Annotated in this window: 17 protein-coding genes; 16 read left to right on the top strand and 1 reads right to left on the bottom strand. The window is 68.4% G+C overall.

Annotation, left to right across the window (positions count from 1 at the left end; translation table 11 throughout):
* Nucleotides 1-31: 31 nt before the first annotated feature.
* From cydB to HII28_RS01320, 4 genes are read left to right on the top strand one after another with little or no spacing between them, the layout of a single operon-like run.
* Nucleotides 32-1,063, top strand: a complete 1,032-nt coding sequence (gene cydB, locus HII28_RS01335) for a cytochrome d ubiquinol oxidase subunit II (RefSeq protein WP_170023740.1) — start codon at nt 32-34, stop codon at nt 1,061-1,063.
* Entirely contained in the window at nt 1,060-4,674 is a 3,615-nt protein-coding gene (cydC, locus tag HII28_RS01330; RefSeq protein WP_170023738.1) for a thiol reductant ABC exporter subunit CydC, read from the top strand. The genes cydB and cydC overlap by 4 nt, the downstream gene beginning before the upstream one ends.
* Nucleotides 4,671-6,203, top strand: coding sequence for an AMP-binding protein (locus HII28_RS01325; protein WP_170023736.1), 1,533 nt, complete (start codon nt 4,671-4,673; stop codon nt 6,201-6,203). The genes cydC and HII28_RS01325 overlap by 4 nt, the downstream gene beginning before the upstream one ends.
* On the top strand, nt 6,200-7,501 hold the full coding sequence (locus HII28_RS01320) for an acyltransferase (RefSeq protein ID WP_170023734.1): 1,302 nt from the start codon (nt 6,200-6,202) through the stop codon (nt 7,499-7,501). The genes HII28_RS01325 and HII28_RS01320 overlap by 4 nt, the downstream gene beginning before the upstream one ends.
* 62 nt (nt 7,502-7,563) lie before the next feature.
* Here the strand turns inward: HII28_RS01320 and HII28_RS01315 are convergent, their stop codons facing one another.
* Nucleotides 7,564-8,886, bottom strand: a complete 1,323-nt coding sequence (locus tag HII28_RS01315; RefSeq protein WP_170023732.1) for an MFS transporter — start codon at nt 8,884-8,886, stop codon at nt 7,564-7,566.
* A 209-nt stretch (nt 8,887-9,095) separates the two neighbouring features.
* Between HII28_RS01315 and uvrB the strand changes: the two genes are divergently transcribed.
* The 12 genes from uvrB (at nt 9,096) to HII28_RS01260 (ending at nt 24,544) form a co-directional block, all read left to right on the top strand.
* On the top strand, nt 9,096-11,165 hold the full coding sequence (gene uvrB / locus HII28_RS01310; protein ID WP_170023730.1) for an excinuclease ABC subunit UvrB: 2,070 nt from the start codon (nt 9,096-9,098) through the stop codon (nt 11,163-11,165).
* Nucleotides 11,162-11,917, top strand: coding sequence for an HAD-IA family hydrolase (locus HII28_RS01305; RefSeq protein ID WP_170023728.1), 756 nt, complete (start codon nt 11,162-11,164; stop codon nt 11,915-11,917). Before uvrB ends, HII28_RS01305 begins: the two co-directional genes overlap by 4 nt.
* A gap of 9 nt (nt 11,918-11,926) precedes the next feature.
* Nucleotides 11,927-12,664, top strand: coding sequence for a DUF4129 domain-containing protein (locus HII28_RS20585; RefSeq protein WP_170023726.1), 738 nt, complete (start codon nt 11,927-11,929; stop codon nt 12,662-12,664).
* The gene (locus tag HII28_RS19995; protein ID WP_240977195.1) at nt 12,661-13,185 is read left to right on the top strand and encodes a hypothetical protein; all 525 of its coding nucleotides are present in this window, start codon (nt 12,661-12,663) and stop codon (nt 13,183-13,185) included. The genes HII28_RS20585 and HII28_RS19995 overlap by 4 nt, the downstream gene beginning before the upstream one ends.
* A gap of 155 nt (nt 13,186-13,340) precedes the next feature.
* On the top strand, nt 13,341-14,276 hold the full coding sequence (locus HII28_RS19990; protein ID WP_346769311.1) for a MoxR family ATPase: 936 nt from the start codon (nt 13,341-13,343) through the stop codon (nt 14,274-14,276).
* Entirely contained in the window at nt 14,273-15,535 is a 1,263-nt protein-coding gene (locus HII28_RS01290) for a DUF58 domain-containing protein (protein ID WP_170023722.1), read from the top strand. The genes HII28_RS19990 and HII28_RS01290 overlap by 4 nt, the downstream gene beginning before the upstream one ends.
* On the top strand, nt 15,532-16,062 hold the full coding sequence (locus HII28_RS01285) for a hypothetical protein (protein ID WP_170023720.1): 531 nt from the start codon (nt 15,532-15,534) through the stop codon (nt 16,060-16,062). Before HII28_RS01290 ends, HII28_RS01285 begins: the two co-directional genes overlap by 4 nt.
* A 513-nt stretch (nt 16,063-16,575) precedes the next feature.
* Nucleotides 16,576-19,467: an excinuclease ABC subunit UvrA gene (gene uvrA / locus HII28_RS01280; protein WP_170023718.1), complete on the top strand. Its 2,892-nt coding sequence runs from the start codon at nt 16,576-16,578 to the stop codon at nt 19,465-19,467.
* Between the two features lie 6 nt (nt 19,468-19,473).
* Nucleotides 19,474-21,573, top strand: a complete 2,100-nt coding sequence (gene uvrC, locus HII28_RS01275; RefSeq protein WP_170023716.1) for an excinuclease ABC subunit UvrC — start codon at nt 19,474-19,476, stop codon at nt 21,571-21,573.
* 55 nt (nt 21,574-21,628) lie between these two features.
* A complete protein-coding gene (rapZ, locus tag HII28_RS01270) occupies nt 21,629-22,519 on the top strand; it encodes an RNase adapter RapZ (protein WP_170023714.1) in 891 nt (296 codons plus the stop codon).
* 69 nt (nt 22,520-22,588) lie between these two features.
* Nucleotides 22,589-23,566: a DNA-binding protein WhiA gene (gene whiA, locus HII28_RS01265; RefSeq protein WP_170025891.1), complete on the top strand. Its 978-nt coding sequence runs from the start codon at nt 22,589-22,591 to the stop codon at nt 23,564-23,566.
* Between the two features lie 351 nt (nt 23,567-23,917).
* Nucleotides 23,918-24,544 carry a superoxide dismutase gene (locus tag HII28_RS01260; RefSeq protein WP_170023712.1) on the top strand — a complete coding sequence of 209 codons (627 nt, stop codon included), beginning with the start codon at nt 23,918-23,920 and terminating at the stop codon, nt 24,542-24,544.
* The last annotated feature ends 87 nt before the right edge of the window (nt 24,545-24,631 follow it).

Here is a 24,631-nt window from a genome sequence, read left to right as displayed (position 1 = left end):
TCCACACGAGACACCAGAAGAAGGAACGATCGTGGACGTCCTCCCCACACTGTGGTTCATCTTGATCGCCGTGCTCTGGACCGGATACCTCTTCCTGGAGGGATTCGACCTGGGCGTGGGCATGCACATGCTCCTCTCGGCACGCAACGAGACTGATCGCCGCGTCATGCTCAACACCATCGGACCCGTCTGGGACGGCAACGAGGTGTGGCTGCTCACGGCCGGCGGCGCCACCTTCGCAGCATTCCCGTTCTGGTATGCGTCACTGTTCTCGACGCTGTACATCCCGCTGGTCGTGGCGGTGCTCGGCCTCATCTTCCGAGCCGTCTCCATCGAGTACCGCGGCAAGGGCCACACCGCGCGGTGGACGCGGGCCTGGGATGTCGCGCTCGGCGTCGGTTCGTTCGTCGCGGCGTTCGGGGTTGGGGCGGCCCTGGCCCTCACCACGACGGGTCTGCCGATCAACTCCAACGGCGACGGCGTCGGCGGACCGTTCGGCTGGTTCAACGGCTGGGCGATCGTCGGCGGACTCGCCGTCGTCGGATTCTGCCTCGCGCACTCCGCCGCTTTCCTCGCACTGAAGAGCGACGGTGATGTCCGCGTCCGCTCGCGCAGATTCACGGTGCGCTGGATGCCCGTGCTCCTCATCCCGCTCGCCGTCTGGGTGCTCGGCGTAGAGCTCATGAACGGCAAGGCATACACCTGGATCCTCGTCGCGATCGCGGTCGCCGCCGCCGTATGGTCCTGGATCGCTGCCCGTCGCGACCGCGAGGGCATGACCTTCGCCGGCATGGGCGCGTTCCTCGTGCTGGGCGCAGCGTCCATCTTCGCGAACGTGTTCCCGACCGTCCTGCCGTCGACCTTCGACCCGGCGTTCGACCTCACAGTGGCCAACGCCTCCAGCTCGCCGTACACGCTCGGAGTCATGACGACGGTGGCCGCGTTCGGCATCCCGCTCGTGCTCGCCTACCAAGGCTGGACGTACTGGGTGTTCCGCAAGCGGATCAGCGGCGCCAGCATCCCGGCGACGCACGCGGTCGAAGCGGCGGTGAAGCCCCAATGACCGCCGCACGACGCCCGCGAGGGCTGGAGGGGATCGCGGAGATCGGCCGGCGACGCATCCTTATGCTGGCCTGCCTCGGCGCTCTGAAGGCGCTCGGCCTGGTGCTGGTCGCCGACGCCATTGCCTTCGGGATCGTCACGGTGATCGGGCACGGCGACGTGACGGTCGCCGTGCTGGAAGGACTTGCCGGCGCATTCATCAGGGCGGGCGCGGCGTGGGGGCTGCGCGTCGTGTCGCAGGCAGCCGCCTCAGGGGTGAAGCAGGATCTGCGATCGCGGCTGGCATCGTCGTTCCGCGCTCGTGAAGGCGGATCGGTCGGAGCGGACGCGCAACTGGCATCCGCTGGGCTCGACGAGCTGGACGAGTACTACACGTCGTACCTGCCGTCTCTCGTCGGGGCCGCGACGGTTCCGCTTCTCGTCGGTGCGCGCAACCTCGCCGCCGACTGGGTGAGCGCCCTGATCATCGTGGCCACCGTGCCCCTCATCCCGCTCTTCATGGCCCTCATCGGCATGCACACCAGGGACAGGGTCGCCGCGTCACTCGACGCACTCGGCCGACTCTCCGACCATCTCGTCGAGCTCGCGAGGGGACTACCGGTGCTCGTCGGCCTGGGTCGGGATCGGGAACAGACCCAGGCTCTCGCCGAGATCTCCGACGACCACCGGCGACGCAGCATGACCGCACTCCGCACCGCGTTCCTGTCCGCGCTCGCGCTCGACCTGCTGGCCACGATCTCGGTCGCGCTCGTCGCCGTGGTCATCGGCATCCGCCTGCTGCACGGACAGCTCTCACTCGAGGCAGGACTCGTCGCGCTCATCCTCGCGCCGGAGTGCTTCGCGCCCCTCCGCGAGATCGGCGCGGCGTTCCACGCCTCCGACGCCGGCCGCGAGGCGCTTCGCCGCGTCCGCACCGCCATCCGGCGGATTCCCGCCGGACATCACCTCGTCCGTCACGACACCGACGGCGACACCGTCGCCGTGCGCCGCCTCACCGTCACGTACGCGGGGCGCACGGCACCGGCGGTGGCGAGCGTCTCCTTCGACGCGCCCGCGCACGGCATGACGCTTCTCGCCGGACGAAGCGGCGCAGGCAAGTCCACCGTGCTCGCCGTACTCGCCGGCCGCGGCCCCCTCCTTGACGACGAGGCCCGGTGTACCGGATCCGTCACCTCACCGGGTGTCGACGCGATCGCGTGGATGCCGCAGCATCCGCACTTCTCGTCCGGCACGCTGCTCGACGAGGTCTCCCTCTACGCCGCCGGCCGACACGGCGACGACCACCGCCGGAACACAAGCGAAGGTGCCGCCGCAACGGGCACTGACGGTGCGGATGCCATGGCGCTCCTCCGCCGCGTCGGTCTCGGCGAGCGCGCCCTCGCGCATCCCGCCTCGCTCAGCCCCGGCGAGGCCCGTCGTCTCGCGTTCGCCAGGATGCTGGCCGCCGTGGACGCCGGTGCGCGGCTCGTGCTCCTCGACGAGCCGACCGCGCACCTGGATCCGGACTCGGCGGCGCTGCTTCGCGAGGAGATCGCGACATTGCGCGAACGGACGACCGTCGTCGTCGCCTCCCACGATGCCCGCATCCACCTGCTGGCCGATCACGTCGAGCCGATCTCCGCTGAACCCCGATCGTCAGCAGCGTCGGCGCCTGCGAGTGCCGCACCGGCGCTTCCCACAACGTCCGCCGCGTCCGCCCCGCCCGAACTCGACGCCGGTACCCCCGCCGGCGCGACCAAGCCCACTCGCGGCGCGGGTGGCGCGGCGGACCCTGCTCTCGACGACCCGACGCGCGGGGGCGCGCCCGCGACCGGCGCGTTGTCCGAGCTCTTCACGGTGGTCCACCCGGTCCGGCTCCGCATGCTCGCCGCGATCGGTGTCGGAGTGCTCTCCACCTGCTTCGCCATCGCGCTCACGGCGGTCTCCGGCTGGCTCATCGTGCGGGCGAGCCAGGAGCCCGCCATCATGTACCTGCTCGTCGCCATCGTCGGCGTGCGCTTCTTCGGCATCGGGCGCTCAGCGCTCCGCTACGCCGAACGCCTGCTCACGCACGACGCGGTCTTCCGCGCCGTCACGGCTCTGCGGGTGCGGGTGTGGCAGGCGCTCGCCGCATCCGGGCCGGCGGGTCGCGTCGCTCTCACCCCGGTGAACGCCCTCTCGGCGCTGATCGGTTCCGCGGACAGGGTGCGCGACCTCATTCCCCGGGTCGTCCAGCCTCCGGTCGCCGCCGGTGCGGTGCTGGTCGCGTCCGCCGTCGCGCTGGGCCTCGTGTACCCGCCGTCGCTCATCGTCGTCGCCTGCCTGGCCGTCGCGGCATGCATCGTGGCTCCGGTGCTCGCCGTCACCGCCGGCCGAATCGCCGCGCATCGGGACGAGGCCGCACGGGCCGCGGTTCTCGAGTCGTTCACCGATCTGCTGGTCGCCGCCCAGGATCTCACGCCACGCGCGGCGCGACGCGTGATCCGCCGCATCGAGTCCGCGGATGCCGCTGCCGCCTCCAGCGAGCGCCGCACAGCACTGGTGGAGGGCGCGGCATCCGCCATCACTGTGCTGGCGTGCTGCGCGGCGGCGGTCGCGATGCTGCCTCTGGCGGCCGGCGCCGTAGCATCCGGCGCGCTGCGTCCCGAGCTCGTCGCGGTGCTCGTCCTCGTGCCGCTCGGCATGATCGAGCCCCTGCTCGACGGCGTCGCCGCCGCGACCAGGGCACCGGCACTCGCGCGCGTCCTCGCCGGACTGCACCGCGTCACCTCCGTGCTGGACGATTCAACGCCGTCCGCTCACGAGGCCGCCGGGGCCGCGACCACCGCGCTCGGGGACGACGAGCGGAGGACGGCGCCCGTGCACGGCATCCGCTTGGACGCCGTCTCCTACCGCTACCCGGCGGCCCTCCGCCCGGTGTTCAGCGGGATCAGCGGACGGGCCGACCGCGGGAAATGGCTCGCCGTCACGGGTCCGAGCGGATCCGGCAAGTCCACCCTCCTGGCGCTGCTGCTCCGCTTCGCCGATCCCACTGCCGGCCGGTACCTGCTGCGCCAGGGCGACGGGTTCACGGATGCCGCCGCCATCCCTCCGCACGCTCTTCGCACCCGCATCGCATGGTGCCCGCAGGAGGGTCATCTCTTCGACTCAACCCTGCGCGCGAACCTCGCCCTCGCGCGCCCTCGCACCGACCGTCCCTCGGATGCCGAGCTCACGGATGCGCTGACCCGCGTCGGTCTGGCGCCCCTGCTCGCGACGCTTCCACAGGGTCTCGACACCCGTATCGGCGCTGCAGGGGAGAGGCTCTCGGGCGGACAGCGCCAGCGGGTCGCCGTCGCGCGCACGCTGCTGGCCGGCGGCGATGTCGTGCTGATCGACGAGCCCACAGCGCAGCTCGACGCCCAGGCCTCCGCCGAGCTGATGACCGACCTGCGGCTGGCGCTCAAGGACCGCGTTGCCGTGCTCGTGACGCACGATGCGGCAGAGGCCAGGGGAGCCGACCAGGTGATCGAGCTGGGAGCGACCTCACGGCACACGCCCACTCGTCGCACGCCGACGTACCACGGCCGCTCGGATGGCGCCGAGCCCACGCACGGGATCCGCATAGGAGCCGCCGATACCATCGTCGGGTGACGAAAGAGTGGACGAACGGTGCAGGCATTCCGACCATCGGAGAGCTTCTGACCCGCGCGGCGCTCCTTCACGGGGATCGGCCGTACCTCGAGGACGCCCGCAACGACCGGATGCTGACGTACGCAGACACCGTCCGCGCGATCGACGCGTTCCTCAGCGCTGCCGCACTCGATGAGCACTCGACGGTGTTCGTCGACGAGCCGGATCCGCTCGTCTTCGCCGTCGCCCACCTCGGCGCGGTGGCCGCCGGTCACCGATCCGTGCCGCTGGATCCTGCTCTCACGGCAGAGGACGTCACTCGTCTGGCCGGACTCGTGGACGGTCCGACCGCCCTGGTCACGACTGATCCCGCGCGTGCCGATGCCGCAGGGCTGCGCCGCATCGCCCCGCCCCATGTTGCCGACGTTCTGGAGGGCGGCGGATCCGAGGACGTGAACGTCGGTGGCGAGCCCACGACGGACGCGGCATCCGCGTTCCGCTCCGGCGGCTCGGCGATGCTGTTCACCTCGGGCTCGACCGGCACGCCGAAGGGCGTCGAACTGACCGCGGACCGCCTGGCATTCGTCGGGGCCGCAGTCGCCGAGCACCTCCGGCTCACGGAGGCCGATCGCGGGTACAACTCGCTTCCGCTCTTCCACATCAATGCCGAAGTGGTCGGCCTGCTCGCGACCCTCACCGCCGGCGCGACGCTCGTCGTCGACCGGCGGTTCCACCGCACCGGGTTCTGGCCGCTCATGGAGCAGCGCGACATCAGCTGGATCAATGCCGTTCCGGCCATCCTCGCGGTGCTGGCGACCGAGACGATCAGCCCGCCGCCGCGCCTGCGGCTCATCCGCACGGCGTCGGCTCCGCTGCCCGGCCCTGTCGCCGATGCGTTCGCGGGCATTCCGCTCGTCGTCAGCTACGGCATGACGGAGGCGGCCAGCCAGATCACCGCGACTCCCGTCGACGCTCCACGCGCCGGAACCGTCGGCATCCCGGTCGGCACCGAAGTGCAGGCACGCGGCGAGAAGGGCGTCCTCCAGCTCGACCAGGTCGGGGAGCTGTGGATCCGCGGACGCGGCGTCGTCGACGCCTACTTCCGCGGTGCGGCCGCTGACCGTTTCGATGCCGACGGCTGGCTCAAGACGGGCGACCTCGGCTCGATCGACGCCGACGGATACGTCACGCTCGCCGGCCGTGTCGACGACGTGATCAACCGCGGAGGCGAGAAGGTCTATCCGCTCGAGGTGGAAGAGGTGCTGCTGACGGATCCTGCCGTGCGCGAGGTCGTCGTCGTCGGCGCTCCGGACGACGTGCTCGGATTCGTGCCCGTCGCCTTCGTCATCCCAGCGGATGCCACGCGCACCGAGGACGGAGACCACGAGCTCGTCGACCGGCTCGGCCGTCTCGCGGAGGAGCGGCTGCCCAGGTTCAAGCGACCGCGCACGATCACCGTGGTCGACGACGTGCCGCGTGCCGCGACGGGCAAGGTCCAGCGCGTGCGCCTGCGCAGCGCCGTGGCCGAGGTCTCGGCGAGCGCCGAGTGAGCGGCGACAGTCCGGCACTCCATCCAGAGCGTTCTGCGGCCGCGGAGGACTCTGTCGCCGCGAGCGACACCGCTGCGAAGCCGCGCAGCAGCCAGCGCCACCTCTACGAAATCGACGTGCTGCGCATCCTGACGTTCGTCTGCGTCATCGGCGTGCACACCACCAGCCACACAGCGGGCCCCGACGATGTCGGCCTCTACATGCTGCTCGACCTCATGCACTTCACCCGCGAGGTGTTCTTCGCGCTGACGGCATTCGTGCTCGTCTACAGCTTCCTGGCACGTCCGGTGCCGATGCGGAAGTTCTGGCCGAAGCGGTTCCTGCTCGTCGGCGTTCCGTACGTCGCGTGGTCGGCGATCTACGTCGTCGCCGGATATCTGCACCACCCGACCGGCAGCGTCGGCGACCTCGTCCTGAAGTTCGTCGTGACCACTCTGACCGGCAGCGCGTGGTACCACCTGTACTTCCTGCTGGTGACGATGCAGGTATATCTGCTCGTGCCCGTGATCGTGTGGCTGGTGCGCCGCACTCGCGGCAAGCACTGGCTCCTGCTTCTCGGCGCCCTCGCCGTGCAAGCCGGACTCATGGCGTGGTACCACTACGGTCAGTCGTCGTACAGCTGGTACGGCGACTGGGCGAAGCAGATCGTCTTCACGTACTCGTTCTTCGTGATCGCTGGCGCCGTCGCCGCCGATCACGCGGCGCAATTCCTGACGTGGGTGCGCACGCACCGCGCGCTGATCGGATGGCTGGTGCTGGCGTCCGCCGCCATCATGCTGGGCATGTACTGGGTCGAGGTGCTCGTCGGGCACCACAGCTTCTACGGGGCGGGCACGCCGATGCAGCCGGTGATGATCCTTTGGGGCGTCGCGGTCGGGATCGGATTCCTCGCGATCGGCACGTGGTGGGCCGACCGGCGGAAGGCCGGATCAGTCACGGCGCGCGTCGTCGATCTCGCCTCCGACCGCTCCTTCGGCATCTTCCTGTCGCACCCGATGGTGATCTGGATCCTTCTCTGGGTGGGAGACGACTGGCTCGAGCGCACCGTTCCGACCCCATGGCTCACGCTCGTCACCTATGTGCTCGTGATCATCGGCGCCGTGCTCATCACGGAGGTCGCTCGCCGCACGCCGCTCAGCCTGGCGCTCACCGGTCGTCGCTACAAGGCACGTCCGCGAGGTGCGCAGTCCGGCGGTCCGGGCGCAGCCACCCAGGCGCCTCGCGTCGGGTCGCCGGCCGACGGATCCGTCACCGAGCCGGCTCCGCACGACGGGTCCCCGGTCTCGTCGAAGGCGTGAACGGCTCAGCCGCATGGTTCGGGCATTGGTGATCGGATCCCGTTCCGCTGCACGTGCCGAAGCTACGCCTGCCCGGTGAACGCCGCGTCCTCCGCCGACACGTTCGGTCGCACGGGCTTCGGCCGCATCAGCGCGGCGAGCAGGGTCGCGGCGACCAGGATTCCGATCGACAGGCCGAACGGCCAGGCGAATCCGCCCGTCCAGTCGACCATGGAACCCACGATGATCGGCGAGATGATGCCGGCAACGCCGAAGCCGGTGTTCATCATGCCGCTCGCGGTCCCCGACCACATGGGTGCGACATCCATCGGGATCGCCCACAGCTGCGCGTTCGTCAACTCGAGGAAGAAGAACGACAGCGAGAGCGCGACGACGGTGACGGTGAGCGGGGGAGTGAAGACCAGCGGGATCAGGCAGACGCCCGAGCCGATGAAGCCGATCAGCAGCAGCGTGCGACGAGCGCTTCTCGCCGGGCTGCCGCGCCGGATGAGCCAGTCGCTCGCGACACCGCCCAGCGTGTCGCCGACGACGCCGCCGATGAGGATGAGCGAGGTGAGGAGCCCGTACTTCGCGACGTCCTGGTGGTAGGTGGTCGACAGCAGCGTGGGGATCCAGGTGAAGAAGACCCACGCGACCCAGCCGTACGCGAAGTCCACGAGCGTGACAGGAAGGATCGTGCGGATGAGCCGCTTCCACGGCACAGGAGGCAGGTCGGCCGCGTTCGGCAGATCCGGCACCTCGGCGAGCTCCTGCTTCGTGATGCCCTTCATGTCTTTGGGGCGGTCTCGGAACATGGCGTACCAGATGAGCGCCCACAGCATGCTCAGGATGCCGACGTAGATGAAGGAGGAGCGCCATCCGCTCCACAGGATCAGCGCGGCGACGGCGATCGGCGCGAGCGCCGTTCCCAACCGGGATGCCGAGTGCACGATGCCCTGCACGAGCCCGTTGCGATCCTTCGGCACCCACCGGCTCATCGCCTGAGTGGCGGTGGGGAAGGTGGCCGACTCGCTGAATCCGAGGATGGCGCGCGCCACGAGCAGCGTGACGAGGCCGACGGCGAGACCGGTGAAGAGCGTGGAGAGCCCCCACAGCAGTCCGAGGATCAGGAGCCCACGGCGCGGGCCGATCTTCTCGCCGATCCAGCCCCCGAACACCTGCAGCAGCGCGTAGAAGAAAGCGAAGACGCTGGCCGCGAGTCCGAACTGCGCATTGGTGAGATCGAATTCCTTCATGATGCTCGGACCGGCGGTGGCGATGTTGTTCCGGTCGAAGTATGCGATGAAGTACATGATGCAGAGCAGCACCACCACACGTCCTCGTCGCCTGTGCCACAGGATGGGGGTTCCCCGCTTCGTCATCGGTTTCGTGTCAGTAATCGTCATCGTTTCGATCCATAGCCGGTAGCTGAGAGCATTCTTCGGAAAGTACCTGTTAACCGTAAGTACACCTGATGCGCATGTCAGCAGTCTCCTGAGTGCTCATGGATTCCACCAGACACCGCGCGCGACGAGCGCGGCACCGAGAGGCAGCGCGACCGTCACCGTGGCCGCCTGCCGCACGTTCGTCGGGGGGTCTTCCTAGACTGGAACGCATGCAACCGACCCGAGTCGTGCGCCCCTTCGAGGTCGTGAGCGAATACGCACCGAACGGCGACCAGCCGCAAGCGATCAAGGAGCTCGCCGCCCGCATCAATGCGGGGGAGACGGATGTCGTGCTGCTCGGTGCAACCGGAACCGGCAAGTCCGCGACGGCCGCCTGGCTCATCGAACAGGTCCAGCGTCCCACCCTCGTGCTGTCGCACAACAAGACGCTGGCGGCCCAGCTCGCCAACGAATTCCGCGACCTGATGCCGCACAATGCTGTCGAGTACTTCGTCTCGTACTACGACTACTACCAACCGGAGGCGTACGTCCCGCAGACGGACACCTTCATCGAGAAGGACTCGTCCATCAACTCCGAGGTGGAGCGTCTGCGGCACTCAACGACGAACTCGCTGCTCAGCCGGCGCGATGTGGTCGTGGTCTCCACCGTGTCGTGCATCTACGGTCTTGGCGCCGCCGAGGAGTACCTCGACGCCATGGCCGCCCTTCAGGTGGGCGACAACATCGGGCGGGACAACATCATCCGCATGTTCGTGAACATGCAGTACCAGCGCAACGACATCGACTTCTCGCGCGGCAAGTTCCGGGTCCGCGGAGACACCATCGAGATCATCCCGATGTACGAGGAGCACGCCATCCGCATCGAGCTCTTCGGCGATGAGATCGAGGCGCTCTACTCGCTGCATCCGCTCACCGGCGAAGTGATCAAGCAGCTCGACGCCGTCTCCGTCTTCCCCGCCACGCACTACGCGGCCAGCCCCGCGACCATGCACCGCGCAATCGGCACCATCAAGACCGAGCTCGCTGAGCGGCTGGAAGAGCTCGAGCGGCAGGGCAAGCTGCTGGAAGCGCAGCGGCTGCGCATGCGCACCACGTTCGACATCGAGATGATGGAGCAGATCGGCTTCTGCTCGGGCATCGAGAATTACTCGCGCCACATCGACGGCAGGCAGCCCGGCGAGGCGCCGCACTGCCTGCTCGACTACTTCCCGGAGGACTTCCTCCTCGTCATCGACGAGTCGCATGTGACAGTGCCGCAGATCGGGGCGATGTACGAAGGGGATGCCTCGCGCAAGCGCACACTCGTTGAGCACGGCTTCCGACTCCCCAGCGCGCTCGACAACCGCCCGCTCACGTGGGAGGAGTTCACGCAGCGCATCGGCCAGACGGTGTACATGTCGGCGACCCCGGGACGCTATGAGCTGGGCATCGCCGACGGCATCGTGGAGCAGATCATCCGTCCGACGGGCCTCGTCGACCCGCAGGTGATCGTGAAGCCCACGAAGGGGCAGATCGACGACCTGCTCGAGGAGATCCGTGTGCGCGTTGAGCGCAACGAACGGGTGCTCGTCACGACGCTGACGAAGAAGATGGCCGAGGAGCTCACCGACTACCTCGCCGAAGCGGGCGTTCGGGTGCGCTATCTGCACTCGGACGTCGACACCCTGCGACGCGTCGAGCTGCTCACGGAGCTGCGTCAGGGCGTCTACGACGTGCTCGTCGGCATCAACCTGCTGCGCGAGGGTCTCGACCTGCCAGAGGTGTCGCTGGTGGCCATCCTCGACGCCGACAAGGAGGGCTTCCTGCGCTCGTCGACGTCGCTGATCCAGACCATCGGTCGCGCGGCCCGCAACGTGTCGGGCGAGGTGCACATGTACGCGGACGTGCTCACTGATTCGATGCGGAACGCCATCGAGGAGACCAATCGTCGCCGTGAACGGCAGATCGAGTACAACACCGTCAACGGCATCGACCCGCAGCCTCTTCGCAAACGCATCGCCGACATCACCGACGTGCTGGCGCGCGAAGGTGCCGACACGCAGAAGATGCTCGCCGCCCGCGACGGATCATCGAAGAAGAAGGCGCCGACGCCGAACCTCCGCAGGGAGGGCATTGCCGCGGAGGGTGCCCAGGAGCTAGAGTCGCTGATCGCCGATCTCAACGACCAGATGCTCGCCGCGGCCGGCGAACTCAAGTTCGAGCTCGCAGCGCGGCTGCGCGATGAGCTCTCCGACCTGAAACGGGACCTGCGCCAGATGGAGAAGGCGGGGCACGCGTGACGGCGCTCTCCGACCTCGGTGGGCGCGACCTGAGCGGAACGGTCGTCTTCTGGGACTTCGACGGCACCATCGCCGAACGCCCAGGACACTGGTCCTCCTGCATGATCGACGCGCTCCTCCGAGTCGAGCCGGACAGCATCCTCACGGCGGAAAGTCTCGAGCTGTATCTCCGGCACGGCTTTCCCTGGCAGGACACGAGCATCGACAGAACGCACCTCATCCGGCCCGACGACTGGTGGCGGGCGATCGACGCCGTGCTGCGGGCGGCGTACCTCGCGGCGGGCGTGTCCGTCTCCGTAGTCGACGACGCCGTCACCGGCGTGCGTCCGCGCTTCAGGGACCCGGACACGTGGCGCGTCATCCCCGAGGCCAGGACGGCGCTGGAGACCCTCCGCGATGCCGGCGCACGGCAGGCCATCCTCAGCAATCACGTTCCGGAGCTGCCGGAGATCGTCGACAGCCTCAGCCTCGGCGACTACTTCGAGCGCGTGTTCACCTCAGCGGCCATCGGCTGGGAGAAGCCGAATGCGGGGATCTTCCGTCATGCCCTGCTGGAGTTCGGCCATCCGGACGAGGTCTGGCTCATCGGCGACAATCCCGTTGCGGATGTCGAGGGTGCGGCGGGCGCCGGCATCCGTCCGATCCTGGTGCAGGGCTCGTACATCGTCAACGACGGCGTGACGCACGCCGAGGCGATCCGTGTCATCCGCGCGGGGACGAGGGCGCACGGCGAGCGTGTGAACACGCGCTAGCGTTGTCGCGTGGGCAGTGACGTCGGCACAGGTCGGACCCGAGCGGTCGCCGTCATCCTGCCGGTCGTCCTCGGCCTCGTGGCCGTCTTCGCGGTGCTCGTCGCCGGACCGATCCGCATCGGTGCACCGCCCTGGATCCCACCGACCGAGAGTCCCGTGCACATCGCACCGACGGTCGTGCCGCGTACAGGTGCGCCTGCGAATCCGCAGCACACGCAGTCCTCGATCGTGGCGACCGTCGCGCCGAAAGTGCTCATCGTTCTGGCGATCATTGCGGCGATCCTGCTCGCCTATCTGCTGTGGCGACTGCTGAGCAGACGAGGCGACCGCCTGACCCACGACGCGGCATCCGGCGCCGTCGCCCTCGCCGAGACGCCGGCCGAGGAGGAGCTCGAGGAGTCCGACCCGGCACCCGCCGTCGCGCGGGGCATCGCCCGCGCACTCCAGCTCGTGGATGAGCCTCGAGAGCCAGGCGACGCGATCGTCGCGGCGTGGCTCGGCCTGCAGGAGGCCGCCGCCGACTCCGGCGTGCGACGCCGTCCGTCGGAGACGCCTGCCGAGTACACGGCACGCATCATCAGCCGCATCGGCGCCGACGACGCTGCAGCGACTCGGCTGCTCCGCCTCTACCAGGGTGTGCGGTTCGGTGCGCATCCCGCGATGGCAGCGGATGTCGACACGGCTCGCGCGTGCCTGCTCGCGCTCCGGGCATCCTGGCATTCGGTCGGCACAGAGGGCATCCGATGACCGTACGACGAATCGTCGGCTCGTCGGTGGCCGGCTTGATCCTCGGCGCCGGCCTGTGGCTGTTGGGCGTCGACGCCTGGTTCGCCGCTGCCATGGGCGTGCTCCTCGCACTGATCTGCGTGATGTGGGGCGTCTTCCGCTCGGACGACGAATCGTCGCTCGTCTGGGCCACCCCGTCGCGAGAGCCCCGCCCAGGATCACGAACGGATGTCGCACGTCTCGCCCCGATGTTCCAACAGAACCGCGGCTCGGTGCGGGAACAGGGATTCGCGGCGGTACGGGCCCTCGCACAGTCTCGATTGGACCGGCACGAACTGCGGCTCGGCGATCCGGCCGACCGAGAGCGCATCGTTGCACTCATCGGGCAGAGCGCATACGCCACACTCACCCCGCACCACGGCATCATGCCCTCGCTGCGCGCCGTCGAACAGTGCCTGGACGCACTGGACGTCCTCGGCGCACAAGGCGCGCTGGTGACCCCCCGAGCGGTACGCACCACGGAAGGACCCGCACGAACGTGAACGAAGGCGACGACATCCTCGGCCCGGACGGCCGCATCCAGGAACCTCGCGCAGTGCAGGCGGGCACGGGATCGCACAGCGCCGAGCCGCCCGCCGCCGAGACACCCAGCGCCGAGACGCTCAGCGCTGAGGAGATCTCGGAGCGCGCAGGGCGCATCCTTGCTGCCGTTGAGGAAGTGGTGATAGGCCAGCACACACCGCTGCGGATCGCCTTGGCGGCCATCCTCGCGGGTGGGCACGTGCTGTTCGAGGACGTGCCGGGCCTCGGCAAGACGCTCGCCGCGCGCAGTCTCGCCGCCGCGATGGGGCTGCCGTTCCGCAGGCTTCAGTGCACGCCCGACCTGCTCCCGGCTGACATCACCGGGTCGTACGTCTATGCGCCGGCCAGCGGCGACTTCGTCTTCCGGCCAGGCCCAGTCTTCACCGGGCTCCTCCTCGCCGACGAGCTCAACCGCACGGCGCCCAAGACGCAGTCGGCCCTCCTCGAGGCGATGGCGGAGCATCAGGTCACGGTCGAGGGCAACAGCTTCGCGCTGCCGGCGCCGTTCCATGTGATCGCAACGGCGAATCCGATCGAGTACGAGGGTACCTACGCGCTGCCAGAAGCCCAGCTGGACCGCTTCCTCGTGCGACTCTCCGTCGGGTATCCGGAGCGGGAGCAGGAGGAGCGCATCCTCGGCAACCGGTTGGCCAGGCGCACGGAGGCGACGACGGTGGATCCGGTGACGGATGCCGCCGGCCTGGCGGCGATGCAGGCCGGCGTCGAACGGCTCCACGTCGACCCCGACATCCTCCGCTACTGCGTCGACCTCGCCGCCGCCACTCGTGCTGACCGCTCCGTCGAAGTCGGCGCATCGCCTCGCGGATCCCAGGCGCTCATGCTCGTCGCGCGGGCCCTGGCCGTGATCGACGGACGCGACTTCGTCACGCCCGACGACGTGAAGGCCGTCGCCGTGCCGGCCCTTGCGCACCGGCTCACGCTCACGCCTGCCGCCTGGGCGGCAGGCACGCTGCCGGAATCCGTGGTCGGCGGCCTCGTCGACGCCGTCGCCGGTCCGCCGGCGGTGTCCCGCACCGCCGGCGTGTCGTGAAGACCCTGCGATCGCCGGTCGTCGCGGCCGGGATCGCCGTTGCGCTCATCCTCACCGTGACGTCCGTCATCCTGGGGCGCGCGGATGTCCTGGTCGTCGCGCTCACGCTGATCACCGCCGTCGGCGTCGCCGCGTCGAAACCACGCGCGGCGGCCGGATCCGCCCGGATCGCGATGGGGAAGCGGCACGCGGGTCGAGTGGATGCCGAGATCCACGTGCAGACTGCTGCGGACACCGACTTCGCGACACTTCGCCTCACCGCCATGGGTTCCGAGCTGCGCCGCGTCACTCTGGCGTCGGGCGCGCGAGACGTGCGCGTCGACATCCCCGTGCTCCACACCGGAGACCAGGAACTGCTCGCGGTCACATTCCGCGAGGCCTCGGCCGACGCGGTGCGGGTCAGCGGACCGGCCGACGAGGTGGCCTCCAGGATCGTCGTCGAGCCGGTGGCGGTGGATCTCCGGTCGCTGCCGCTGCCCTCCCGGCTTCGCGGACTCACCGGTACCCACGATTCGTCCCGTCCGGGCGACGGCGGGGAGTTCCGCGACATCCACCCGTTCGTGGCAGGCGACCGTCTCCGCAGGATCGACTGGAAGGCGACCGCGAGACTGACCCGCAGTCCGGGTGACCTGTTCGTCCGTCGCACGCATGCGACGTCCGACGCGCACGTCGCGATCGTGATCGACGACGACACCGACGTCGGGGAGCGCGTCAGCACGTGGCCGTTCGGCGATCCTGCTGTCGGCGGCAACACCACACTCGACGTCGCACGCGAGGCGGCGTGGAGCCTCACCTGCGGGTATCTCGATGCCGGGGACTCCGTGTCATTCCAGGTGCTCTCCCGCGCAAGAGGATCCGTGCGGCGCGGTGCAGGAGCCCGGCACCGCGAACTCCTCCGCGCGGCGATCGCCAGGGTGTCCGCGCATCCGCGTGGATTCGCACGGGCGAGGACGCCGCAGGTGGCCCCTGGGGCTCTCGTCTTCGTGCTCTCGCCGTTCCTCGACGACGATCCTGGACACCTCGCCCAGTTGTGGAGGGCGGCCGGACACCGGGTCATCGCTGTCGACACGCTGCCTAGGCTGATCACCGACGACCTGTCGCGCGAGCGCCTGACGGCGCTCCGGGTCGTGCTCGGCCGCAGAGACGACCGCCTGCACGACCTTTTCGCGGTCGGCGCAGATCGCCTTCGCTGGGACGCCGACGCCGAGTCCCGTCTCACGGCGCTGCGCGCCCTCACCCGGCAACGGAGGCGGCCATGACCGATCACTCTCAGCGGCGTCCGCACAGCGTCATCGCCATCGGCGCCTGGATGCCGTCCATCACTCCCCGCCTGCTCGTCGCGCTCGTCGGCGGTGCGGCCTCGTTCCTTCTGGTGCCGGAACCCTTCACCGTCATCTCCGCGGGGCTCGCCCTGCTGGGCACCGTGCTTCCGGCGAGCCTGGCGGCGTGGGGCGCGGCGCTCGTGATCGGTCTGGCGCAACTCGCGCGTCCTGCGGATGCCGCCGACTGGCATCCGTATGCGGTGCTCGCTGTCGTGCATCTCCTGCACGTGCTCGGGGCGATGACTCTCGTCGTCGAGCCGGTCGGACGCATGCAGGTTCGGGCTCTCGGCCGGCCGCTGAGGCGCTGGATCGTCATCCAGGTGCCCACTCAGGCCGTGCTCGCCGCCACCCTGGTGCTGTCGTCGTCCGGCGGCCTGCGCTCCGCCGTTCTCCCCGGTGTCTTCGCAGTGCTGGCGGTACTGGCGGTCGGGGTTGCCGCCTTCCTCGTCGTCAGGCGGCGCTGACGCTCTCGCGGAAGCGCGCGGCGACGGCGCGATGGAGTGACGCATGTTCACGCACTGCGTCGCGCCGTGCGACATCGCTCAGCCGCCCGCTTGCCTGACGCCGCGGCGTCTGCGGCATCAGTCCCTGCGGAACGAGCTCGTGTCCGCCCCGTTCGTGTCGAATCTGTTCCTGCGAACTCAGCTCTCGCCGGATCAGCTCGTGCCGATCAGGTACGTGCCGAAGGGCATCCTGTCGGCCTCGAGCCTGCCTCGGCACCGCCGGCCGCACCGTTTGCTGCAGCATCACCGATGCCACGCTTCTGCTGAAGAGCTCGTGCTCCAGCCTGTCGTCCAGGCCGCACCCGTCATCTGCCATCGCCGCCATGACGGCACAGTATCGACGACCACCGACATTCCCGTTTCGCGTGCGATCGGTCGCGTCGATGTCACCGGGATCCGCGCCTATGGGGCGGTCCGTCTCCGCCCTGAGCGCACACGCCGGAAAATGTCGGTGCCCTTACCTAGACTTTTCGGGTGTCGATCTCGAAAGTGGAATCCCACTCCAAACTGAGCGTTCGCGGTGCCCGCGTGCACAATCTCCGCAACGTCGACGTCGAGATCCCTCGTGATTCCCTCGTCGTCTTCACCGGTCTTTCCGGGTCCGGCAAATCGTCCCTCGCCTTCGACACGATCTTCGCCGAGGGGCAGCGGCGTTACGTGGAGTCCCTCTCGGCCTACGCGCGCCAATTCCTGGGCCAGGTGGACCGTCCCGATGTCGATTTCATCGAGGGACTCAGCCCGGCGGTCTCCATCGACCAGAAGTCCACCAACCGCAACCCCCGGTCCACGGTGGGCACGATCACCGAGATCTTCGATTACATGCGTCTTCTGTGGGCGCGCATCGGCGTTCCGCACTGTCCCGTCTGCGGGGAGAGAATCCAGCGGCAGACCGTGCAGCAGATCGCCGATCAGCTCATGGAACTCGAGTCCGGTACGCGTTACCTGGTGCTCAGTCCGGTGGTGAAGCAGAAGAAGGGCGAGTTCGTCGACCTCTTCGCCGAGCTGTCGGCGTCCGGTTACTCGCGTGCCATGGTGGACGGCGAGCAGATCCAACTCTCCAGCCCTCCGACACTCAAGAAGCAGTACAAGCACGACATCTCGGTCGTGGTGGACCGCCTGGTCGCGGGCCCCGACATCCTCACCCGGCTCACCGATTCGCTCGAGACGGCGCTCCGGCTGACCGACGGCCTCGTCACCGTCTCGTTCGTCGACGAGTCCGGACCGGATGCCACGCGCAACTTCAGCGAGAAGCTCGCGTGCCCGAACGGCCACCCGATCCAGCTCACCGAGATCGAGCCGCGCACCTTCTCGTTCAACGCCCCCTTCGGCGCCTGTCCCGAGTGCTCCGGACTCGGAACCCGCATGTCCGTCGACGAGGAGCTGCTCCTCGGCGACCAGACGCTGAGCATCACCGAGGGCGTGATCCTTCCGTGGAGCACGCAGGGCAAGGGTCTGTACCAGTACTACGACAAGCTGCTCGACGGTCTGTCGCGCGACCTCGACTTCGACCTCCAGACGCCGTGGGATGAGCTGCCGCGCGGCGTGCGCGACGCGATCCTGCGCGGCAAGGACTTCAAGGTCAAGGTCAAGTGGCGCAACCGTTACGGTCGTGAGCTCAGTTACACCTCGGGCTTCGAGGGCGTCGTCCCGTACATCGAGCGCCAGTACCTCCAGGCCGACTCCGACACGCAGCGGCAGCGCTGGTCGGAGTACCTCCGTGAGGTCCCGTGCCCGGTGTGCCAGGGCAAGCGACTCAAGCCGGAGGTGCTCGCCGTGCTGATCCACGGCCACAGCATCGCGGATGTCGCCGACCTGAGCCTCGCCGACGCCAGGGCGTTCATGAACAAGCTCGACCTCACCGAGCGCGAGCAGGTCATTGCAGCCCAGGTGCTGCGCGAGATCAAGGTGCGGCTGGACTTCCTCATCCAGGTGGGCCTCAACTACCTGAGCATGGCGCGGGCTGCGGCCACGCTGTCCGGGGGAGAGGCGCAGCGCATCCGCCTCGCCACTCAGATCGGCTCCGGTCTCACCGGTGTGCTGTACGTGCTCGACGAGCCGAGCATCGGCTTGCACCAGCGCGACAACAGGCGCCTCATCGAGACCCTCGTCGCACTGCGCAACCTGGGCAACACGCTCATCGTCGTCGAGCACGACGAAGACACCATCCGCACCGCGGACTGGATCGTCGACATCGGACCGGGCGCCGGCGAGGGCGGCGGCCGCGTCGTGCACTCCGGAACGTATGACGACCTTCTCGACAACACGGAGTCGCTGACCGGCGACTACCTCGCCGGTCGTCGGGTCATCGAGACGCCGCGGCGTCGTCGTCCCGTCGATCCCGAGCGGATGCTCCGGGTGGTCGGGGCCAACGCCAACAACCTGCGCAACGTCACAGTGGACTTCCCTCTCGGCGTGTTCGTCTCGGTCACGGGCGTCAGCGGGTCGGGCAAATCGTCGCTGGTGAACGACATCCTGTATCGAGTGCTCGCCAACCGGCTGAACGGGGCGCGCAAGGTGGCGGGCAAGCACACGCGCGTCCTCGGAACGGACAACCTCGACAAGGTGGTGCACGTCGACCAGGCGCCGATCGGACGCACCCCGCGTTCGAATCCGGCAACGTACACGGGCGTCTTCGACCGCATCCGTACGCTCTTCGCCGAGACCGCCGAGGCGAAGGCCAGGGGCTACCTGCCGGGACGATTCAGCTTCAACGTCAAGGGCGGACGCTGCGAGGCGTGCTCCGGCGACGGCACGATCAAGATCGAGATGAACTTCCTGCCCGACGTCTATGTGGCGTGCGAGGTGTGCGGGGGAGCGCGGTACAACCGCGACACGCTGCAGGTGCACTACAAGGGCAAGAACATCGCGGAGGTCCTCGACATGCCGATCGAGGAGGCCGCCGAGTTCTTCCGTCCCATCACGGCCATCCACCGCTACCTGCAGACGCTCGTCGACGTCGGACTCGGCTACGTGCGGCTCGGCCAGAGCGCCACGACGCTGTCCGGCGGCGAGGCCCAGCGCGTCAAACTCGCCACTGAGCTGCAGAAGCGCAGCAACGGTCGCAGCGTCTACGTGCTCGACGAGCCGACGACGGGCCTGCACTTCGAGGACGTGCGCAAGTTGCTCGAGGTCTTGAACAGCCTGGTCGACAAGGGCAACACGGTCATCGTCATCGAGCACAACCTCGACGTCGTGAAATCGTCCGACTGGATCATCGATCTCGGGCCCGAGGGGGGCTCAGGAGGCGGCAAGGTGATCGCGACGGGCACTCCCGAGAAGATCGCAAGGGTGAAGGGCAGTCACACCGGCGTCTTCCTGCGCGAGATCCTGGATGCCGACGCCCGCCCCGAGCAGAAGACCGCCTGAGCCGCGATGGCAGACACCGTCGCCTATCGTCCCAAGACGAGCGAGATCCCGACGGAGCCGGGCGTCTACCGGTTCAGGGATGCCACGAAGCGGGTCCTCTACGTCGGCAAGGCGAAGAACCTGCGCGCCAGGCTGAGCAACTACTTCCAGCCGTTGCGCAACCTGCACGACCGCACCCGCCGCATGGTGACGACAGCGGCGAGCGTCGAGTGGACGGTCGTCGCAAACGAGTTCGAGGCGTTGCAGCTCGAGTACACGTGGATCAAGGAGTTCAACCCTCCGTTCAACGTGCAGTTCCGCGACGACAAGACCTATCCGTATCTCGCGGTCACCCTGGCAGACGACATCCCTCGCGCCATGGTGACGCGCAACCGCAAGATCGCGGGGGCGCGCTACTTCGGCCCGTACACGAAGGTGTGGGCCATCCGCGAGACGCTCGACCTCATGCTCAAGGCGTTCCCGATGCGCAGCTGCTCCGACGGCGTGTATCGGCGGGCGGAGCTGACCGGACGCCCCTGCCTGCTCGGCGACATCGGCAAGTGCGTCGCGCCGTGCGTCGGCCGCGTGACACAAGAGGAGCACCGCGAGGTCGCCGACGACTTCGTGTCGTTCATGGCAGGCAACGACACGAGCTACATCCGTGCCCTCGAGCAGCGGATGCGCGACTCCGCCGGGCAGCAGGAATACGAAGCGGCCGCGCGCTACCGTGACAGCATCCAGGCCATGCGCGCCGTCATGGAGAAGACCGCAGTTGTGTTCTCCGAGGACGTCGACGTCGACGTCTTCGGCATCGCCGACGACGAGCTCGCCGCAGCCGTTCAGCAGTTCATCGTTCGGGGTGGACGTATCCGCGGTACGCGCAGCTGGGTCGTCGACAAGGAACTCGACGTCGAGGTCGCGGAGCTGATCGAGACCGTGCTCGAGAATGCCTACGATGGCGAGTTCGCGCCGCCGCGGGAAATCCTGGTCCCCGTCCTGCCGGACGATGCCGCCGAACTCGAGCTGTGGCTCGGAGGCCGTCGGGCTGAGGACGCCGAGTCCCGGCGAACCAGGGGGATCGCCCCATCGAAGGTGCGGCTCCACGTTGCGCAGCGCGGGGAGAAGGCGGCGCTCGCGCAGACAGCCGAGACCAACGCCAAGAACGCTCTCATGCTCTACAAGACGCGGCGCAGCGCGGATTTCGTCACCAGGTCGCAGGCGCTCGAGGACATCCGCGACGCGCTCGGCATGACGGAAGCGCCGCTGCGCATGGAGTGCTACGACGTGTCCCACCTTTCCGGCACGAACATCGTGGCCTCGATGGTGGTGTTCGAAGACGGACTGCCCCGCAAAGATCAGTACCGCCGGTTCAGCATTCCGGCGTCCACCGATGACACCGAGTCCATCTACCAGGTGCTCACGCGGCGTCTCGCGTACCTGCGTCCTGATGGCAGAGACGGATCGTTCGACGATGAGCTCGACACGGCTGCCGCCTTGGTATCCGTCGAGAACGCCGGCGAGAACGCAGCTGTCGGGGAGTCTGCAGAGGCCGAGCAGGCGGAGTCCGATCTTCCCGAAGTGGGACGCCGCCCGCGGAAGTTCTCCTACCCACCGCAGCTCCTTCTCGTGGACGGCGGGCAGCCGCAGGTCGCTGCAGCGCGGCGCGCCCTCGAGGAATCCGGTGTCACCGGCATCCAGCTGGCAGGCATCGCCAAGCGCCTCGAAGAGCTCTGGCTTCCGGACTCCGACTTCCCGGTCATCCTGCCGCGCAACAGCGACGCGCTGTTCCTCGTGCAGCGCATCCGCGATGAGGCGCACCGCTTCGCGATCACCTATCAGCGAGCGAAGCGACGTCGGGACATCTCGTCGACGCTCGCCGACATCCCAGGACTCGGCCCTGCGCGCGTGAGAGAGCTGTTGAAGCACTTCGGCTCGGTCGCGCGCCTGCGGCAGGCGACGCCAGAGCTCATCGCCGAGGTGAAGGGGATCGGACCGACGCTGGCCGCGACGATCCATTCCACCCTGCACACCGAGACCGAGAACACCGCATCACGACCGGAATCCCCGCACGCACAGGTGGTATCCGACGAATCCGCGGTCGCCGAGCGCACCGCTTCCAGCCGCTGATCGCCCAACACCCCGTAGGGTTGAGAGACAGTCGATTCTCGATCCGAGGCGGGGGATGAGCGAGGAGCAGACGGAAACAGAGGGCCAGCACCAAGAACTGCTGGTCGTCACTGGCATGTCCGGGGCAGGACGATCCACCGTGGCGAACGCACTCGAGGACCTCGACTGGTACGTCGTCGACAACCTGCCGCCTCAGATGCTGCGGCCGCTCATCGACCTCGTGGCGCGTGCCGGATCGACACTGCCGCGCATTGCGGCCGTCGTCGATGTTCGGGGGAGGGGCTTCTTCTCCGACCTGCAAGACATGCTCCAGTCGTTGCGCAGCGGAACGCAGGTGCGAGTGCTCTTCCTGGATGCGACGGATGCCGCGCTCGTGCGCCGCTTCGAATCCGTTCGCCGTCCGCATCCGCTTCAGGCTTCAGGCACGATCCTCGACGGGATCATGGCCGAACGGGCACGGGTGCGCGAGCTCCGCGAGTCGGCGGACATCATCATCGACACGTCCGACCTGAACATCCACCAGCTAGCGGTCGAGATCAACCAGATCTTCTCCGCGGAGAACGCGGCAGACATCCAGCTCACGCTACTCAGCTTCGGCTTCAAATACGGACTGCCGCCGGACGCCGACATGGTCGCCGACGCCCGGTTCCTGCCGAATCCGTTCTGGCAGCCGGAATTGCGGCCGCTGACCGGACTCGACGCGCCCGTGCGCGACTACGTGTTCGACCAGCCAGGGGCCCTGGATTTCGTCGACGACTACTCGCGTGCACTGCGTCCAGTGCTCGAGGGGTATCGGCGTGAGAACAAGAGGCACGCAACCATCGCGGTAGGCTGCACTGGGGGTAAGCATCGCTCCGTCTGCATTGCGGAGGCTTTGGCTGCACGGTTGCGCGATGCTCCCGGCGTGGCGGTCTCGATCAAGCATCGCGACCTCGGCCGGGAATGACGGGCACTGAGCGCTGCTCCTCTGCCGCACCCGGCGACCATGCACGAAACACAGAACGGACCCACGCGATTGGCACTGACCGCTGACGTCAAAGAAGAACTCCTCGGCGTTGAGGCGGGCAAGAACACGGTGCGCGCGGCGGAACTCGCCACCATCCTGCGTCTCGCCGGTGGACTTCACCTCATCTCCGGTCGCATCGCCGTCGAGGCCGAACTGGACTCGCCCGGCCTGGCCAGGCACGTGCGCAAGGCACTCGCCGAGCTGTACGGAGTGCGCAGCGAGGTGTCAGTGACGTCGGCGAGCGGCATCCGCAAGACCACCGTGTACACGGTTCGGGTGCTCGACGGCGGCGAGACGCTGGCCAGGCAGACCGGACTCCTCGATCAGCACCGCCGACCTATCCGTGGTCTGCCGAACAGGCTCACGACCGGATCGAAGGAAGACCTCGCCGCCGTCTGGCGCGGAGCCTTCCTGGCACACGGTTCGCTCACCGATCCCGGCCGCTCCGCTGCGCTGGAGATCACCTGCCCCGGCAACGAGTCCGCGATGGCCCTCGTCGGAGCTGCTGGTCGGCTCGGGGTGCCGGCGAAGGCGCGCGAGGTGCGCGGGGTGCATCGGGTCGTCATCCGCGACGGCGAGGCGATCAGCGCCATGCTCACGCGCATGGGCGCCGATGGCACCGTTCGCACCTGGGAAGAGCTCCGCCAGCGCCGCGAGGTGCGGGCTACCGCCAACCGCCTCGTCAACTTCGACGACGCGAACCTGCGCCGGTCCGCTCAGGCCGCCGTCGCAGCGTGCGCCCGTGTCGAGCGAGCCATGGAGATCCTCGGACCGACGATGCCCGACCACCTGCGCTACGCGGGCGAGCTCCGTCTCGCGCACCGCGACGCCAGTCTCGACGAGCTCGGCCACCATGCAGACCCGCCGATGACGAAAGATGCCGTGGCCGGCCGCATCCGCCGCCTGCTCGCCATGGCCGACAAGCGCGCCATCGAGCTCGGCATCCCTGGCACCGAAGCCAACCTCCCCGCCGACCTCGACCTCTGAGCTTTCTTGCGCGCCGGTCCCTGCCCGGCGCGCCGCTGTCGACTTCCTGCGACCACACCACCGGCGGCGTGCACGCCGCCGCCTCCAGGAGCGGCTCACATCCCCATGAATTCGCCGGTCCCTGCCCGGCGCGCTGCCGTCGACTTCCTGAGACCACACCACCGGCGGCGTGCACGCCGCCGCCTCCAAGAGGGGCCAACGCCCCGCGCGACACCATCCCGCGCCCTCTGACCTCCCGCGGTGCACCACAGGCCCGCTCCGCCGCGCGCGGTGCCGTCTCACTAGAGTGGAAACGTTGCTCAGACCGCGGTGCGGCCCTCGCATCGCGCTCGAAGAACGAGGAGAGAGTGAATGGCTGACTACACGCTCGCTGATCTTCCCTACGACTACTCGGCGCTCGAGCCGAGCATCAGCGGGACGATCATGGAGCTCCACCACGACAAGCACCACAAGGCATACGTCGACGGGGCGAACACCGCCATCGCGAAGCTCCAGGAAGCGCGTGACGCCGACGACCTGACCTACGTGAACAAGCTGCAGAAGGACCTCGCGTTCAATCTCGCCGGCCACGTGAACCACACGGTGTTCTGGACCAACCTGTCTCCGGACGGCGGCGACAAGCCGACGGGCGAACTGGCCTCCGCGATCGACGAGTTCTTCGGATCGTTCGACAAGTTCCGCGCCCACTTCACGGCGTCGGCTCTCGGTATCCAGGGCTCCGGCTGGTCGATCCTCGCCTGGGACTCCCTCGGACAGAAGCTGATCATCGAGCAGCTCTACGACCACCAGGGCAACCTCGCAACGGCCACCGTGCCGCTCCTCATGCTGGACATGTGGGAGCACGCGTTCTACCTCGACTACCGCAACGTCAAGGCGGACTACGTCAAGGCGTTCTGGAACATCGTGGGCTGGGGTGACGTGCAGGAGCGCTTCACCAAGGCCCGCGAAAAGACGTCGGGCCTGCTGCTACTGTCTTAGCGGGTAGGTGTCCCGGGTGGGATCCGCCCGGGACACCGTCGTCCGTTCGTTCCCTTATCGCAATCCAGCGCCGAACGGCGCCCCAGT

Origin of the sequence: Planctomonas sp. JC2975, from assembly GCF_012985205.1 — a bacterium.
GTDB lineage: Bacteria > Actinomycetota > Actinomycetes > Actinomycetales > Microbacteriaceae > Humibacter.
This window is presented reverse-complemented; position numbering and strand designations above follow the sequence as displayed.

Coding starts and splice junctions, on each gene's coding strand:
- HII28_RS01285 (WP_170023720.1), top strand. CDS start 15,532: ATGACCGATCACTCTCAGCGGCGTCCGCACAGCGTCATCGCCATCGGC.
- uvrB (WP_170023730.1), top strand. CDS start 9,096: ATGCAACCGACCCGAGTCGTGCGCCCCTTCGAGGTCGTGAGCGAATAC.
- cydC (WP_170023738.1), top strand. CDS start 1,060: ATGACCGCCGCACGACGCCCGCGAGGGCTGGAGGGGATCGCGGAGATC.
- HII28_RS01260 (WP_170023712.1), top strand. CDS start 23,918: ATGGCTGACTACACGCTCGCTGATCTTCCCTACGACTACTCGGCGCTC.
- HII28_RS19995 (WP_240977195.1), top strand. CDS start 12,661: ATGACCGTACGACGAATCGTCGGCTCGTCGGTGGCCGGCTTGATCCTC.
- HII28_RS01315 (WP_170023732.1), bottom strand. CDS start 8,886: ATGACGATTACTGACACGAAACCGATGACGAAGCGGGGAACCCCCATC.
- uvrC (WP_170023716.1), top strand. CDS start 19,474: ATGGCAGACACCGTCGCCTATCGTCCCAAGACGAGCGAGATCCCGACG.
- rapZ (WP_170023714.1), top strand. CDS start 21,629: ATGAGCGAGGAGCAGACGGAAACAGAGGGCCAGCACCAAGAACTGCTG.